13 protein-coding genes, 1 pseudogene and 1 riboswitch are annotated in these 15,876 nt (G+C 44.8%); of the genes and pseudogenes, 3 read left to right on the top strand and 11 right to left on the bottom strand.

Annotated elements, in window-relative coordinates; translation table 11 throughout:
• Nucleotides 1–29 precede the first annotated feature (29 nt).
• Complete coding sequence (locus ACQEXT_RS17620; protein WP_426953091.1) at nucleotides 30–3,167, bottom strand: EAL domain-containing protein; 3,138 nt, start codon at nucleotides 3,165–3,167, stop codon at nucleotides 30–32.
• Nucleotides 3,168–3,269: 102 nt separating this feature from the next.
• On the opposite strand from ACQEXT_RS17620, the gene asnC reads away from it, so the two are divergent.
• Entirely contained in the window at nucleotides 3,270–3,734 is a 465-nt protein-coding gene (asnC, locus tag ACQEXT_RS17615) for a transcriptional regulator AsnC (protein ID WP_138973682.1), read from the top strand.
• Between the two features lie 40 nt (nucleotides 3,735–3,774).
• On the opposite strand, the gene ACQEXT_RS17610 is transcribed toward asnC, so the two are convergent.
• A complete protein-coding gene (locus tag ACQEXT_RS17610) occupies nucleotides 3,775–4,059 on the bottom strand; it encodes a hypothetical protein (protein ID WP_138973681.1) in 285 nt (94 codons plus the stop codon).
• 84 nt (nucleotides 4,060–4,143) lie between these two features.
• Complete coding sequence (locus tag ACQEXT_RS17605; protein WP_426953090.1) at nucleotides 4,144–5,337, bottom strand: multidrug effflux MFS transporter; 1,194 nt, start codon at nucleotides 5,335–5,337, stop codon at nucleotides 4,144–4,146.
• Between the two features lie 105 nt (nucleotides 5,338–5,442).
• Between ACQEXT_RS17605 and ACQEXT_RS17600 the strand changes: the two genes are divergently transcribed.
• Together ACQEXT_RS17600 and ACQEXT_RS17595 are read left to right on the top strand one after the other, a co-directional pair.
• Entirely contained in the window at nucleotides 5,443–6,384 is a 942-nt protein-coding gene (locus ACQEXT_RS17600; RefSeq protein WP_138973679.1) for a LysR substrate-binding domain-containing protein, read from the top strand.
• 100 nt (nucleotides 6,385–6,484) lie between these two features.
• A complete protein-coding gene (locus tag ACQEXT_RS17595; protein ID WP_426953089.1) occupies nucleotides 6,485–8,275 on the top strand; it encodes an aminopeptidase P family protein in 1,791 nt (596 codons plus the stop codon).
• 89 nt (nucleotides 8,276–8,364) lie between these two features.
• On the opposite strand, the gene thiH is transcribed toward ACQEXT_RS17595, so the two are convergent.
• From thiH to ACQEXT_RS17555, 8 genes and pseudogenes are all read right to left on the bottom strand, one after another.
• Nucleotides 8,365–9,486 carry a 2-iminoacetate synthase ThiH gene (thiH, locus tag ACQEXT_RS17590; RefSeq protein WP_331417791.1) on the bottom strand — a complete coding sequence of 374 codons (1,122 nt, stop codon included), beginning with the start codon at nucleotides 9,484–9,486 and terminating at the stop codon, nucleotides 8,365–8,367.
• Nucleotides 9,487–9,505: 19 nt separating this feature from the next.
• Nucleotides 9,506–10,276, bottom strand: coding sequence for a thiazole synthase (locus ACQEXT_RS17585; protein WP_426953088.1), 771 nt, complete (start codon nucleotides 10,274–10,276; stop codon nucleotides 9,506–9,508).
• Nucleotides 10,277–10,280: 4 nt separating this feature from the next.
• Nucleotides 10,281–10,544, bottom strand: coding sequence for a sulfur carrier protein ThiS (thiS, locus tag ACQEXT_RS17580; RefSeq protein ID WP_426953087.1), 264 nt, complete (start codon nucleotides 10,542–10,544; stop codon nucleotides 10,281–10,283).
• Entirely contained in the window at nucleotides 10,541–11,332 is a 792-nt protein-coding gene (locus tag ACQEXT_RS17575) for a HesA/MoeB/ThiF family protein (protein WP_426953086.1), read from the bottom strand. Before ACQEXT_RS17575 ends, thiS begins: the two co-directional genes overlap by 4 nt.
• Nucleotides 11,322–12,656 (bottom strand): thiamine phosphate synthase, encoded by a 1,335-nt coding sequence (locus tag ACQEXT_RS17570; RefSeq protein ID WP_426953085.1) that lies wholly within the window; start codon nucleotides 12,654–12,656, stop codon nucleotides 11,322–11,324. Before ACQEXT_RS17570 ends, ACQEXT_RS17575 begins: the two co-directional genes overlap by 11 nt.
• Nucleotides 12,656–14,596: a phosphomethylpyrimidine synthase ThiC gene (gene thiC, locus ACQEXT_RS17565; protein WP_426953084.1), complete on the bottom strand. Its 1,941-nt coding sequence runs from the start codon at nucleotides 14,594–14,596 to the stop codon at nucleotides 12,656–12,658. The genes ACQEXT_RS17570 and thiC overlap by 1 nt, the downstream gene beginning before the upstream one ends.
• 148 nt (nucleotides 14,597–14,744) lie before the next feature.
• Nucleotides 14,745–14,843, bottom strand: a riboswitch (TPP riboswitch).
• A 74-nt stretch (nucleotides 14,844–14,917) separates the two neighbouring features.
• A complete protein-coding gene (gene crcB, locus ACQEXT_RS17560) occupies nucleotides 14,918–15,304 on the bottom strand; it encodes a fluoride efflux transporter CrcB (protein WP_138973671.1) in 387 nt (128 codons plus the stop codon).
• A gap of 113 nt (nucleotides 15,305–15,417) precedes the next feature.
• Nucleotides 15,418–15,735, bottom strand: a pseudogene (locus ACQEXT_RS17555) (multicopper oxidase family protein); the annotation flags it as partial.
• Nucleotides 15,736–15,876: the final 141 nt, after the last annotated feature.

Below are 15,876 nucleotides of genomic sequence, written 5' to 3'. Positions count from 1 at the left end.
CGCAGTGTACTGGATTTTCAATAAGGGTACTAAGTTTTCTCTATCGCCATTAGCTCTTCCACTAACTCCCGCAGTGGCTTAGGTTTGCCAATGATGTATCCCTGAGCATAATCTACGCCCAACTCCATAAGTTGTTCAATGATGTGGGTATTCTCGACAAATTCAGCAACCGTTTTTTTGCCCATCTGACGTGCCAAATCATTGATCGAACGCACCATTAGGTGGTCCATTTCATTCACATCGATATCTCGAACAAATATTCCGTCAATCTTGACGATATCGACGGGTAGCTTCTTCAGATATCCGAATGACGATAGACCTGAGCCAAAGTCATCGAGAGCGATTTGGCAACCCAAAGCTTTTAACTGCGTAAAAAACTCTATCGCTTGATTCATATTACTCATGGCGGCGGTTTCGGTGATCTCTAAGCAGATTTTGTCGCAAGGCACATCTGATTGCGTCAGTTTATCCAGCAAGAAAGCAATAAACTCTTTGTTGCCCATTGAGTGACCAGAAAGATTGATCGCACAGGTACTGAGTTCCTTGAGTGCTTCAGGGTGCGCAGACAGCCAATCTAGTGCTTGTGTCACAACCTGTTTATCAAGAAGGTGAGCAATATTGTATCGCTCTGATGCCGGCATGAAGATGCCTGGAGAGATATACTCCCCATCGGCGTTTTTAATTCGAATTAGAATTTCGAAATGCATGCCCTGCTCTTCACCTGTTAAATCAAGTATTCGCTGGGCAAACAGTTCGATGCGCTGGTTCGCCAACGCTTCATGAACCAGATTGACGCTCTCCATTTCCTGCTCCCGACGACGCAATTCCTTATCGTCGAGACAGTACATGCTGTAGCGATTCCTGCCCTCTTCTTTGGCAACGTGACAGGCTGTATCCGCTTGAGCATGGACCATTTGCGGAGAAGACGCTGTATGGTCAATTAAGCGAATACCAATAGAACAGTTGAGATTAAGACGGATATCTTCCCAAACAAAGGCATGCTCACTGAGAGTGGTAATAATAGTGTCGGCTACTTTCTTAACATCTAGTTCTGTGCAATCCCTTAGCAAGATAGCAAACTCATCTCCTCCCATACGAGCCAAGATGCTGTTGTATGGTAATACCTCTTCCAACATGCTGGCACAAAACTGAATTGCAGCGTCACCAGCCTCATGTCCAGCAGTATCATTGAGAACTTTGAGCTGATCGAGATCGATGTACAGCATGGCATGAGTGCGGGTATAACTTGCTACTTCACTCAGAGCCTTCTCTAGTTCTCTCTCAAAATAGTTGCGGCTGTAGGTTCCAGTAAGCAAATCATGTTGCGCTTGATACTGAAGCTGTTCTGACAATGTGCGCGTTTCAGTTACATCTTCCCCGACAATCAGAATGTGTCCAGATTCAACCAAGGGTCTAATATTTTCCCTAACCCAGACGGTATGACCGTCGGCATGTCGATATTCGATATCACGTCGCCACACACCCTTTATCGCCTGCTTAGGTTGCAATAATACTTGTCTAGGAATGAGTTCATCCTGATTAAAATAGAATTCTCTTAGACGATGACCCAAAATCTGATCCGACTTATAACCAAGCAGTTGTTCGGCAAATTGGTTAACTTGTTGAACACGATTCTGCTCATCCAACGTCAACATCATTACTGGTTGCTGATCATAGTAGTGACTTAGATTCGCTTCTCTTTGATAAAGACGTTCTTCGGTGATTTTCCTTGTCGTTATATCACGAGCTTCAAGTAAAAATTGTTTGCCTCCTTGGGGAGAAGGAATAGGTTTAAGCGCGACTTCCAAAACCATAGAACCATGTTCAGCATGCCAAATCTCAGCTTCAAACTGCGTAACAGAGTCATTGGATGTTTGTCTGAAAAACTCCTGTAACTGCTTTGCTGCCTCTGCTTCCCAATGTCGGTGCTGCCAAATAGGTCTATCGACACTAAAGTCCTGATGGTATAGAAGCTCCTGAAGCTTACTATTGCTCGATGTAATGCAACCATCAGCGTCTAAAACACCGATAAAATGATAACTTTGGTCAAACACCATTTCGATCAATGTCTGACTCTCTTTCGCCATCTGTTCACTACGTTTTATGCGACTCAAATAGTAAATCAGCACCATGATGACGATTGATAGGAAGACAGTCAGACTGCCGACCACTTTAAGTTCTTTGGCATACCTATCGGCAAAATTCTGCGGTTTATTGAACAGTGCAGAGTCCGATTCACCTTCGGCTCCCAAACCCCATTTCATCATCGCTTGGTAGTCAAGCTTGATGTCAGGAGTACCCAGTTTGACGCTTGGCAAAGGCTCAGCAGGGTTACTTAAAGCACCAACTAAAAGGTTGGCCGCTTGTTGTCCATGCTGAAAGCCACTTTGAACCACACCCCCAACGGCACCATAGCCCAGTGCAAGATCGTGCACCATATAAACTGGCGCTTTTGATACCTCATTAAGTCGTTTCCATTTGTGGTGCTCTGCGACAAGTTGGCCGTCAATCTCACGATCATAGATCGAGAAGAGAATGCTATCTCGGCGATTTAACTTAGACACATGTTCAAGAAGCTGCTCATAAGTGTCTGGAATGTAGGAAACAATGCGATCTCGATAATGGGGGTAATTAGCAAGAAACATCCCAACCTGTTTTCGAATCCCCGTGCCACTGACCGAGTGATCGCTAACGATATGAATGAGATTTACTTGCGGTTGAATTCGCTCGATGAGAGAGATGTTGCTATAGATGTCGATATCTTCAGCAATCCCTGTCGCATTTAGGTTCTCATGGAGATTCGGGGTGTAGTTGTTGATACCACCAAAAATAACCGGTATATCGCCTAATTCACTGGCTAGTCGATTCATTAATGCTAATGCGTTGTTATCACTAACAATGATCGCTCTAAATGTCTCTTGTTCGAATTTGGTTTTGTACAGTTGGTACAAACGTTCAAAGTAAGTATCACTTTGTATACGCTTGCTATCGAGGTAGAGAACCCGTATTGGGATGCTAGAGCCCTTCAATTGGCTGTCTAAACCACTTTGAAAAGCGTCAGTCCAAAAAAAGCCCTGGTGGTATGAATGCACAACCAGCACGTCTTGCTCATGCGCTTGGGAAAACGAACTCAAAATTATCGCTAGAAGGAATAGACAAAAACGCACTAAAATGTGTCTCAGAACCAAAAAATTATATCTACTATTGTATCACCACTGGTGATGGTTTGTACTAAGGTCGTAACATTTACGTGAATTACAAGGGGTTACATGCAGGCTAACAACATCAAACTGGATGATCTAGATAAGGCAATCCTAAAAACCCTTATGGAAGATGCACGTACTCCTTATGCGGAAATGGCCAAGCAGTTTGAAGTAAGCCCTGCAACCATTCACGTGCGTATCGAGAAGATGAAATCGGCTGATATCATACAAGGAACCGAAGTAATCGTTGATACCAAAAAGTTGGGGTATGACGTGTGTTGTTTTATCGGTATCAATCTTAATGCGGCTCGAGATTATCACTCCGCACTTGAAAAACTGAATGCGTTAGAAGAAGTGGTTGAAGCGTACTACACCACAGGTGCCTACAACATTTTCGTAAAATTAATGTGCCGCTCTATCGAAGAGTTGCAGTATGTTCTGATTGATAAGCTACAAGCCATTGATGAAGTTCAATCTACCGAGACTTTGATCTCGCTACAAAACCCAATCAACCGAAACGTTAACCCATAAAAAAACTCGCCGAAGCGAGTTTTATCAATTTTTGATCTTATTACTTTGAGGCAAGGTAACTCTTAAGGTCTTCAACAGAAATACCTTGATCTGCAATCTGCTTAGCCAGTGATTCGACCTGCTCACCTTTGCGTGACTCAATCACCTGTTGAAACTGGTACACCATATCTCGAAGAATAGGAAGCGGAACCTGTTTCGCCGCACTACGGATGCGCTCGCCACTTTGGTTGCCCAATTCACTCAACAATTTACCAAACATTATTTTTTCTGGAGAATCTTCCAATTGTTCCAGAACTCGAGCCATCTCATAGGTTGTCATTGACATCGTAGCGATTTATCCACACATACCGATATAAAGAAGCACAAATATACAACGTTTCATTTAATTATCAAAGCGCATCTCGTAAGATTACGCCACCGCATGGTGCCAGTAACGGCCAGTTCTAGACCATAGAATAGCAAGTGCAGGTGTGACAATAAGCATTAAGGTTGCGATCATAATTTGTGGTTCCATACCTAGGCGCTGTACGGTACCGACGACTAAACCCGAACCACTCATTTGAAAAAGCCCTAGCAGTGCTGCTGCTGTACCCGCTTTATCGCCAAATGGGGCAAGCGCTTTACCAGCGGCCGCGCCAAGAATCCATGCAAAACCAATCGAAGACATAAAGATTGGTAGCATAAACGCCATCGCTGTCGCTTGACCTTGCAGAAGCATCATCACCACACCAGCAATTGCCAAAGTTACAATGCCGACAGTCAGTGCCATATGCGTTCCAAATCTATCCATAAATTTTGGCGCACTCATACACGCCACAATATTGATTGCCGCATTAATACCAAACCACATGGTGAACTCATTCATACTAAGGCCAAGATTCTCCATCAGTACTACGGGTGCCGATGTTACATAGCCGAGAATGACCGCCATCGCTAACATACACAGAGTTGCATGAAACAAGAATGACGGTGAACGCACAACATCAAGATAGCGATTGAGTTTGAATACCGGCTCTTTACTCATTTGCGGGTTCGTCTCTTTTAACCCAATCCATAGCATCACTAATACGACTGCCGCAAAGCCGGCCATAAAGCTAAAATTCGATCGCCAACCAAACTGCTGTGTTAACCAACTACCGAGTATTGGGGCAAGCGCAGGGATAAAGCAGATTGCACCATTTAAGTAACTAATCATTTTGCCACTTTTTTGTGGACCAAAGATGTCGCGAACTGTTGCAAAGGCTGCTACCGATGTCGCACACGCGCCTAAGCCTTGTAGCAAACGAGAGACCAGCATCCACTCGATATTTTGAGCGCTCCACGCCAATAAAGCACTGACCGCATAGATGCTTACTCCTCCCAATGCAACAGTTCGACGTCCTAGTTTGTCCGCTAAGGGACCTGCAAATAGCTGACCGACGCCCATAGCAAACAAGAACCAAGTAATCGTATCTTGCGCTAACGCATGTTCCACGTGGAACGTTGACGAAATTAATGGCAGTGCAGGCAGATAAATATCAATAGCCAAGGGGCTAAACAGAACAAGTAATGTAAGAAGCATTAGCTGTTGCTTGGTTGGGTTGGGTGAGGTTGCCGTCTGCACTTGTATCTCCGCTGCGCATGATGAAATTGCTTTTATAGTAGGCTAAACTAGATATGCCTGCTAATGACGTATTGTCATCAAAGTTATTCCTCCTGAGAATTTCTAATGAATATAGAGAAACTTGCTCGTCTTGATCTGAATTTACTGGTCTGTTTACGTGTTTTAATTGAAGAACTTAACGTTACTCGCGCAGCACACCGATTGTGTCTTAGCCAATCTGCTGTCAGTAAGAATCTTGCCAAGCTTAGGGCACAGTTTGATGACCCTCTGTTCGTGCGTCACGCCCATGGCCTAAAACCAACACCTAAAGCGCTGTTTCTTAAACCCAAACTCGAGATACTAATAAATCAATTAGAACAGCTAACACAACCAGAAGAGTTTTCGCCTAGCTCGAGTGATTATCGCTACCAGATTGCCGCTGTTGAAAGTGTCTACCCACTGATCTTACCCCACTTCCTTCCCCAGATATTTAACCGCGCACCGGGCGTCACTATCAGTACTCATGCTTGGTCTGACGACACATTTCGTCAAATACAGCGGGGAGAAATTGACTTAGGCATTACAGGGAAAGATATCGACATCAATGATGCAAAACTCACTATGCTGCCACCTAGCGATATTTGCGAGCAGGAAATATACCGTGATAACCAAATGTGTTTAGTCCGAAAAGAGCATCCTGCTCTGGGGCAAGTTTGGAATCTCGATAACTTTTTGGCTCAGCGCCACGTTCAAGTTCGCTGTGACGGCAACGAAAGATGGTTACTCGACTATCGATTAGCCGACATCGGCAAAGAGCGCGATATCGCGATTACCGTACCTGACTTTAACAGTGCGGCAAGCTTATGTTCTTACACAGACTTCGTATTTACCGCACCGAGTCATTTTGTAAAGCTAGCCTCAAAGCAGCTAGACTTGACTGTCCTACCTTTACCGATGGAATTTCCTCCAATGGCATATACGCTGTTCTGGCACCGTGATAGAGAAAATGACCCAGCATTATCTTGGCTACGACAAATCATTCGGGATAAAACCACTGCTCTTAGATAATTTGCAGCCTGACGGTAAAAAGAGTAGCTTATTCTCATCGTCCAACTGCACGCTTAAACGTTGACACGGACAACTAGACAATAATGAAGGATTACCACAGATGCTTATGACTACAGAACAGCGTTTGGCTGCTATTCGCGATTGGCTCGCACAGAATAATTTAGACGCCCTGCTTGTTCCACATGAAGACGAATACCTTGGCGAATACGTCCCCGCTCACAATGAGCGTCTCCACTGGCTGACTGGATTTACAGGTTCTGCCGGTGTTGCTGTCATTACTCAACACAATGCCGCTATTTTTGTTGATGGTCGCTACACGGTTCAAGTAACTAAACAGGTCCCATCAACGTTGTTCGAATATCGCCACTTAATTGAAGAGCCTGCTCTTGATTGGATACTCGAACATCTTGAAATAGGATGTTCAGTCGCGATCGACCCACGTATGCACAACTCAGCTTGGTTAGATTCAGCTCAAGCAAAACTTGCAGGAAAGCTGGAGCTCAATATTTTGCAAAGCAACCCGATTGACCAGTTGTGGCATGATCGTCCTGCCCCCGTCATTTCGGATGTAAGACTGATGGCGACAGAAGCTGTTGGTCAATCTAGTGAGAGTAAGCGTCAAGAGATCGCTCATTTGGTTGCAAAGGCAGGAGGTCACGCCGCTGTGATAACCGCATTGGACTCAATTTGCTGGTTATTAAACGTACGTGGTCTTGATGTCTCACGCTTGCCTGTTTTGCTATCTCACGCGATTCTCCATGACGATGCGAGTGTCGAATTCTTCCTTGACCCAGCACGTCTACCTAGCAACTTCTCTGAACACGTTGGTAATGGTGTAACCGTCCATCACCCAGATTCACTCAAGGCACAGATCGAAGCGCTTGCGGGTAAAAAAGTGCTACTCGATCCAGCGACCAGCAATGCTTGGTTCAAACTGGTTCTGCAAAATAGCGGTGCGTCAGTCATCAATGCCGCCGATCCTTGTCTAATGCCTAAAGCATCGAAAAACGACGTCGAAATTTCAGGCATGAAAGCTTGCCACGTTAGAGATGGCGTTGCGATGTGTAAGTTCTTGAGTTGGCTAGATTCAGAAGTAGCGACGGGAAATCTTCACAATGAGGCGCTACTGTCTGACAAACTTGAGCAATTTAGAAAACAAGACCCGACACTTATGGATCTTAGCTTTGACACTATTTCCGCAGCTGGCAGCAATGCCGCAATGTGTCACTACAACCATGAGAATCAACCTGAGCCTGGAGTACTTCAACTAGACAGTCTTTACTTGGTTGATTCTGGCGGTCAATATCTAGATGGCACCACAGACATCACGCGTACCATTGCTATCGGAAAACCTAGCGACGAAATGATTAAGCAGTTCACGCTTGCATTAAAAGGTCACATTGGTGTCGCTCGCGCTCGTTTCCCTAAAGGTACTCGAGGATACCAGATTGATACTCTAGCTCGTCAGCACTTATGGGCCGAAGGCTACGACTATGACCACGGTACCGGACACGGCGTGGGGCATTTCCTCAGTGTTCATGAAGGACCCGCTAGCATATCTAAAAAGCAAATTGATGTGCCTCTCACTCAAGGTATGGTTTTGTCTAATGAGCCAGGTTACTACCGCGCTGATGCATTCGGTATCCGAATTGAGAACCTAGAGCTTGTTGTCGAAACACCGACTAAAGGCGACTTCCCTGTACTCAGCTTTGAATCGCTAACACGTTGCCCAATTGATATCAGAAACATCAATGTTGATATGCTGACACGTCCAGAACTCGCGTGGCTAAACGACTACCACCAAAAAGTGTGGAATGATATCAGCCCACTGGTCGAAGGTGATGTCAAAGAGTGGCTAAAGAACGCGACTCAGCCTCTTACCCATTCATAGAGTAAGTTCTTATACTTATAAAAAGGCTCTCCGACCGGAGAGCCTATTATTATTCATCAATTCTATGTCGATGTTTCACGTGAAACACTCTAACCAGAATATGCACAATGCCAATCTCGCCACACCGGATCTAAACCTTTCGACCTAATCATTGCTTCAATTAAATCCGCGCCTCTCTCATCACTGATCTCAAACTGTTCAAGCTCCGCGTCATTTGAAGCGTATCCCCCAGGCTGAGTTTTTGACGCCGCTGACATACTCGTAATACCTAGTGATAAAACATTATCTCTAAACTGAGGTGACTCTCTGGTAGAAAGTGACAACTCAACTTCTGGATTGAGCAATCGATATGCGCAAATAAGCTGGACTAACTGTTTATCGCTCATAACAGATTTCGGTACAACGGAGCTTTCTCCCCCCTCACATGGTCGCAGCCGAGGAAAAGAAATTGAGTAACGTGATTGCCAATACGTCCGTTCGAGATAGTCGAGATGTGCTGCAACGTAAAAACAATCAGTGCGCCACTCATCCAAACCAATTAGAGCTCCGATACCAATTTTGTCGATACCAGCCTTAGCTAATCTATCTGGCGTATCCAACCTAAAGTCAAAATCCATTTTATTGCCACGCAAATGATGTTTGGCATAAGTGGAAGCGTTATAAGTTTCCTGATAGACCATGACCGCATCCAAACCGAGTGTTTTAAGCTCTGCGTATTGATGCTCCTGTAATGGCTGAACCTCCATAGCTAAGTAGTTAAAGCGCTGCTTTATTAGTGGAACCATCTCCCTAAAGTAGTTCATGCCTACCTTAGTCTCATGCTCACCAGTTACCAGCAGCACATTGTCAAACTTCATACGCTTTATCGCCTCGACTTCTGCCTCGATTTCTGGCTTATTCAATGTGCGACGTTTAATGCGATTCTCCATAGAAAATCCACAATAGGTACAAGCGTTGGCACATAAGTTTGAAAGATAGAGCGGTATATAGAGCGACATCGTGTTACCAAAGCGTGTACGTGTCGCTGAATATGACAGTTGGGCCATTTGCTCAAGATAGGGCTCTGCTGCTGGAGAGATTAGCGCTTTAAAATCTTCCAAGTCTCGCCGGCTCTTAGCCAAAGCATTCTCAACGTCTTTGGCGGTTTTGGCATAGATCGACATCGAAATATCATGCCAATTGTATTTTTTGTACTGTTCAACAAAACTCATTCGCTCTCCTCACTGCTGTTTACGACAGTTGATCGAGAAATGATGTGAGAGGACTAGATGCAATCGCATGGTTTGCTTTTCCTGCGAGTCCTGCTTCAAATGCCATGCGACCAGATTCGACGGCCAATTTGAATGCTATCGCCATCTCTACAGGATGAGTAGATGCCGCAATCGCTGTGTTGACAAGCACGGCATCTGCACCCATTTCCATCGCGAGTGCAGCATGAGATGGTGCACCAATACCAGCATCGACAACAACGGGGACATTCGCTTGGTCAATAATGATCTCAAGAAAGTCGCGCGACACAACACCTTTGTTGCTGCCGATTGGCGCTCCAAGAGGCATAACAGCAGCGCACCCTACTTCCTCTAAGCGCTTACATAACACCGGATCAGCATGGCAATAAGGTAGAACGATAAAACCATCTTTAACCAGTTGTTCTGCTGCAAGCAGCGTCTCTATTGGGTCTGGCATTAGGTACTTAGGATCAGGATGGATTTCCAACTTAAGCCAGTTGGTTGCTAACGCTTCCCTCGCTAAATGAGCTGCGAAGATTGCGTCCTTTGCGGTTTTTGCACCAGAGGTGTTCGGAAGTAAGTTAACACCTGCATTGATAAGTGGCTGCAAGATATTATCTTGCTTATCGTTAACATCAACACGCTTAAGAGCCATAGTGGCTAACTCAGAGCCAGATGCCTCAATGGCTTTTACCATCAACTCACTATTGGCGAACTTCCCTGTTCCGGTAAACAGACGAGAGCTAAATTTTTTGTCGGCAATTTTAAGCATTGATTCAGCCCCCTGCTATAGCTTGAAATAGAGAGATGCTGTCTCCCTCAATGAGAATGGTATTGCTCCAGTCACTGCGTGGCACAACCTGATTATTGATCGCAAATACGTACCCAGAATCCGTAATGGCAAACTGGGTCACTATGTTTTCTAGGTTACAGCCAAAAGGTACAAGCTGTGGAATTGAATTGATCTCAATGGTTATCGTCGAACTACTGGTACTATCTAGCGAATTAGACGACACCGAAACTTTATTTGATGTACTCATATTTGCACCTCTGAAACTTTAGTCTGACTTAACGACCCACAAGCAGAACATTGACTATCTCTGTTTATCGATAAGGTTTGCCAAGCAAGCTTTAACCCATCAAATAGATGTAAGGTTGCGGGCTGAAAGTGAAACTTGCCGGTAACTAAAAGCTGAATTGCCGCGATGGCTTGATAGTTACCCATTGTGCCAACAACAGGACCCAGCACTCCGCTCTCGCTGCATCTAACCGGATGTGTTAGCTCATCGAACGGGAACAAACAGCGATAACAGCCATTTTCGGAGTCGGAATTACGATAATCGAATACGGAAAACTGACCTTTCCATCCTATTGCCGCGGCCGTGATCAGAGGTTTGCGCTGTTCAATACAAGCTTGATTGGTCATCTGTCGAGTCGTCATGTTGTCGCTACAATCCAAAACGACATCAGCAAGCATGACCTCGAGACTCAATTGCCGACTATCTAGTCGTCTATTGATCGCTCTAATAGCAACGTTAGAATTCAACGCTCTAATTTGCGTTTGAGTCGCAATGACCTTTGGTCTATTGACGTCCTGCTCCCGATATATGACTTGACGATGCAAGTTACTCGGATCAACCACATCATCATCGACAATCACTATCTTTCCTACCCCTGCGCCGGATAGGTATAGACTCGCAGCACTGCCTAATCCACCACAACCGATGATTAATACGTGTGCTTCTGATAACGCCAGCTGCCCTAGTTCAGCAAACTCAGGTAAGGCGATTTGGCGCTGATATCTAACAAATTCTTCATCACTTAGCATGTGTAAGTTCCTCTGAATTGTTTTTGTCTCGAACGCTGTGCTTACTCATTACTTGTTGAAAAAACTCTATAGCCTGCTCTATTGAGTCAGCTTCAGTGATTGCTCTGACTACCGCGAGACTGGAAACCCCACACTGCCAAACTTGATGCGCATTTGTTTGATCAATACCACCAATCGCTACGGTAGGAAGTCCTTGGTTCCCATGATAAGGAATGGTATCGATCAATTGCTGGTATAGAGCCAACCGAACCAATCCTTGTGGTAATGAAGGCATTTGCTTTGTGGTTGTTGGGAATATATGCCCTAAGGCGATGTAACTCGGATAAATCTGCGCTATACGTAGCAACTCATAATACCCATGTGTCGACAGCCCAAGACATACTCCAGCTTCTCTCAGTAGATCGAGGTTGGACTGCTCTATATCTTCTTGTCCAAGATGAACACCGAAGGCACAGTGCTTTATCGCCAGCTGCCAATAGTCATTGATAAACACCTGAGCGTGGTACTGGCGACCAAGCGCTACAGCTCTTTCTATTTGCTGCTCTAAATCATGCCGATGTGGATCTTTAATTCGTAGCTGAATCGTCTTCACGCCTAACTCAAGTAAACGCTCGATCCATTCAACACTGTTAACAACAGGATATAGACCCAACGCTAACTTCGATAACGATGGAAAAGATAAGGCTTGATTTGCAGTCGACCAATTCACATCAATACCAAGTCGTGAATCAGTTAAAACAGGTACAGGAAAATGAGCATAGGAACTTGGCCATGTTTTGTTGAACCCCATCCTTGGATTGGAAAGTGTTTCACGTGAAACATCATCACAGGAAGCCAACATTGCTCGGGCTAATGTCAGTGCATCTTCAATAGGAAAGTCCAGAGCAAGTAGTGTCAGCACCCACACAAAATGCGCTTTGGGATGAAACAAGAGCGAAGGCGCAGCGGAAAGTGCTCGCACCTCCCCTGTGTCTGGATGCCTCCAGATATCGAACTGCGACAGAATGCAACTTACATCGCCTTGCTCAGCATCTTCTACATCGATATAAATAGAATTCTTGGGTTGCTCTAGATATCTCTCAATATCAATCGAACCATGATAGTAAAGCACGTAATCTAGAAGCACCTGACCATCATGCTTAGATATTAAGTCTGTACTGATGTGAGTGATATGTTGGTCGCGAACAAGTTGGAAATGTAGAGTTGGGCTAACGCCCAACTCAATACACTCGATATCAAATCCTTGTTCTCTAGCCAACAACAGACATTGCTGAACATTCCCCGTCATTGCAATACATGACGCAGGTATAAGGATTTTCATCACTACTCTGCTACCTCTGGCTGAACAGCAGGATGGTACAACTCTGAACCTGTAGAACGAAATTCTGCCGATTTTTGACGCATTCCTTCCAGCGGGTCATCGAGCATTTTTATCGATATAGCTTGATCTGCTGCCACCTGTTCGGTGTCTTTAGCATACTCACGAACTTCCTGTGAGATCTTCATAGAACAGAACTTAGGACCACACATTGAACAGAAATGAGCAACTTTGCCCGACTCTTGTGGCAGAGTCTCATCGTGGAAAGCACGCGCTGTATCTGGGTCTAGCGCTAGGTTAAATTGATCCTCCCAACGGAACTCAAAGCGAGCTTTTGACAAAGCATTATCACGAACCTGGGCACCAGGATGCCCTTTCGCTAAATCTGCCGCATGTGCAGCAAGCTTGTAGGTAATCATCCCGGTTTTAACATCTTCTTTGTTAGGCAAACCAAGATGCTCTTTTGGCGTCACATAACAAAGCATTGCGCAGCCATACCAACCTATCATCGCAGCTCCAATACCAGAGGTAATGTGGTCGTAGCCTGGAGCAATATCAGTTGTGAGCGGACCAAGTGTATAAAAAGGGGCTTCATGACAGTGTTCTAGCTGCTGATCCATATTCTCCTTGATCATATGCATTGGGACATGGCCTGGCCCCTCAATAATGACCTGAACATCGTATTCCCAAGCTATCTTGGTGAGTTCACCAAGCGTGCGTAGCTCAGCAAACTGAGCTTCATCATTAGCATCAGCAACTGAGCCTGGGCGAAGACCATCACCTAACGATAGTGCGACATCATACTTCGCGCAGATCTCGCATATCTCGCTAAAGTTCGTGTAGAGGAAGCTTTCTTGATGATGAGCTAAACACCATTTGGCAATAATGGAACCGCCCCGCGAAACGATACCTGTTACTCGTTTGGCCGTCATTGGCACATATCGAAGAAGAAGTCCGGCATGAATAGTAAAGTAATCAACACCTTGCTCCGCTTGTTCGATTAGCGTATCACGCATCACCTCCCAGTTAAGGTTTTCGGCAATACCGTTCACTTTTTCAAGAGCCTGATACATAGGAACCGTACCAATTGGCACTGGACTGTTACGCAATATCCACTCTCGTGTTTCGTGTATATTGCGCCCTGTTGAGAGATCCATAACCGTATCGCCCCCCCAACGAGTGGCCCACACCAACTTCTCAACCTCCTCCTCGATAGACGATGTAACCGATGAATTGCCGATATTAGCGTTGACCTTAACTAGAAAGTTTCGGCCAATAATCATAGGTTCAGACTCTGGATGGTTGATATTAGATGGGATTATTGCGCGTCCATGAGCAACTTCATTACGAACAAACTCAGCGGTAATGTCTTTGGGCAAGTTGGCACCGAAACTTTGACCAGGATGTTGTTGATTAAGCACTTCATCACGATACTTGGCGCGTCCCATATTCTCGCGCAAAGCGATGTACTCCATCTCAGGAGTAATTAATCCTTTACGGGCGTAGTGCAGTTGAGTCACACAGTGACCGACTTTAGCGCGTCGAACTCTTGGTAGATTGCCGTAACGAAGGTCATCTAACGTTTCGTCTGCCAATCGCTGCTTAGTGTAAATCGAACTGACATCGTCAAGAATTTCAGTATCGCTACGCTCTTCAATCCAAGTTTCTCTAAGCTTAGGGAGTCCGTTATACAGATCTATTTTGTGGTTTGGATCGGTATAGACACCGGAAGTGTCATAGACGCGTACAGGTTCATTAGGCTCAAAGATGGGGGATTCTTTAGTGCCACCGATTAGACTATCAGACAGCGTGATTTCTCGCATAGGGACCTGAATGTCAGGACGAGTGCCCTCTACGTACACTTTTTGTGAATTAGGATACGGTTGAACAGACAACGTATCGATGAATTGTTTAGCTTCCAGTCTCGCTTGTTTGCGACTCGACATAGCATTTTTCCTTGCTTGTTATTCTAGATAAAAAGATTTTGGATAAAAATGCTTGGCGGAAAGATGCGACAAGAGGTATCGAAAACAGTGCTAAAAGTATGACTGTTTACAGAATCGATATTTGATATTAACCAGTTTGATACTGGTTAAGGTATCTTCTCTTGTTCCCTTCGCAGATACTAATCTGATCAGGTTCAACGGATCCCGAATTAACGGTCTCAGCCTTATGGCACTCCGACAAGTAAAGCGAGTATATAAAATCGGCTTGGTTAAACCAAGCCGACCTGTACAAAAATTGTTAAAAAAATGAACAAAAAATCACTACGAACTTTTGACCAGTAGATGAAATCCTACCCAAGCAGCAGAGATACTCAACGCGACATTGAGCAACACGTTCAGTCCCATCTTGAAAAATGCGCCTTGCTGCATGAGTAAAACGTTATCCATCGAAAAAGTAGAAAACGTAGTCAAGGCACCTAAGAAGCCAAGACCGATAATCTGTCTCCATGGCTCTGGTGCAAGAAGCTCGTTCTCAAACGCTGCAATCAGCAAGCCCATTATAAAAGAACCCACCACATTAACGGTTAGCGTACCGTATGGAAAGCCTCGACCAAACAGCATGATACATAACTCAGATATCAAATAACGCGAACAAGCACCAAAGGCACCCCCCACTGCGATAAAACCAAGAATAGAAAGCTGACCCATAACTCCCCCAAAAACTATTTTCTGGTTGATATTGTATCGATCATCGATAAATAATCGACCAAAATTCATAGCATCTTAAATCAAACAAAGTTTGAAATTTAAAAGGTTACAGGTGTCACTAATGGAGCTGGAATATTATCTTTGCTCATACCCTCCCACTCAAATACAAAATCAATTAACTCTGCATTATTAAGATCAAGCTTAGGAATTGGATTCAAGGGAATAACGGGAATCACTGACTGATCAGGCAGATCAGATTCGATCACCGAAAAGGAACAGAGAGGAAATGGAAAAGGCCCTTTCATCTGACGCACAAAAATGCGCTCTCCAGCCGCTGGAGCGATAAAGGTGATATCAACCCTCATTCCGGGTCTAATCTTATGCTGAGATAGCTTATAGAGCGTTCTAATCATAGACATAATTACCCAGCTCATCCCGAGACCCAATTAGCGTACAAGCCGGAAGAACAGAAAGGGCTGAGAATGCAAAAAGGCCCTAGTCTTTCGACTAGAGCCTTCTTAATTATGGCAGGGGTGGAGAGATTCGAACTCCCAACACGCGCGTTTTTTTGG

The organism is Vibrio sp. TRT 29B02, from assembly GCF_050113655.1.
GTDB lineage: Bacteria > Pseudomonadota > Gammaproteobacteria > Enterobacterales > Vibrionaceae > Vibrio.
The sequence above is the reverse complement of the archived record's forward strand: the minus strand, read 5'-3'. Positions and strand labels throughout refer to the sequence as shown.

Excerpts from the sequence above, each read along its gene's own strand:
- asnC (WP_138973682.1), top strand. The coding sequence starts at position 3,270 with ATGCAGGCTAACAACATCAAACTGGATGATCTAGATAAGGCAATCCTA.
- ACQEXT_RS17610 (WP_138973681.1), bottom strand. The coding sequence starts at position 4,059 with ATGTCAATGACAACCTATGAGATGGCTCGAGTTCTGGAACAATTGGAA.
- ACQEXT_RS17600 (WP_138973679.1), top strand. The coding sequence starts at position 5,443 with ATGAATATAGAGAAACTTGCTCGTCTTGATCTGAATTTACTGGTCTGT.
- ACQEXT_RS17595 (WP_426953089.1), top strand. The coding sequence starts at position 6,485 with ATGCTTATGACTACAGAACAGCGTTTGGCTGCTATTCGCGATTGGCTC.
- thiH (WP_331417791.1), bottom strand. The coding sequence starts at position 9,486 with ATGAGTTTTGTTGAACAGTACAAAAAATACAATTGGCATGATATTTCG.
- ACQEXT_RS17585 (WP_426953088.1), bottom strand. The coding sequence starts at position 10,276 with ATGCTTAAAATTGCCGACAAAAAATTTAGCTCTCGTCTGTTTACCGGA.
- thiS (WP_426953087.1), bottom strand. The coding sequence starts at position 10,544 with ATGAGTACATCAAATAAAGTTTCGGTGTCGTCTAATTCGCTAGATAGT.
- ACQEXT_RS17575 (WP_426953086.1), bottom strand. The coding sequence starts at position 11,332 with ATGCTAAGTGATGAAGAATTTGTTAGATATCAGCGCCAAATCGCCTTA.
- thiC (WP_426953084.1), bottom strand. The coding sequence starts at position 14,596 with ATGTCGAGTCGCAAACAAGCGAGACTGGAAGCTAAACAATTCATCGAT.
- crcB (WP_138973671.1), bottom strand. The coding sequence starts at position 15,304 with ATGGGTCAGCTTTCTATTCTTGGTTTTATCGCAGTGGGGGGTGCCTTT.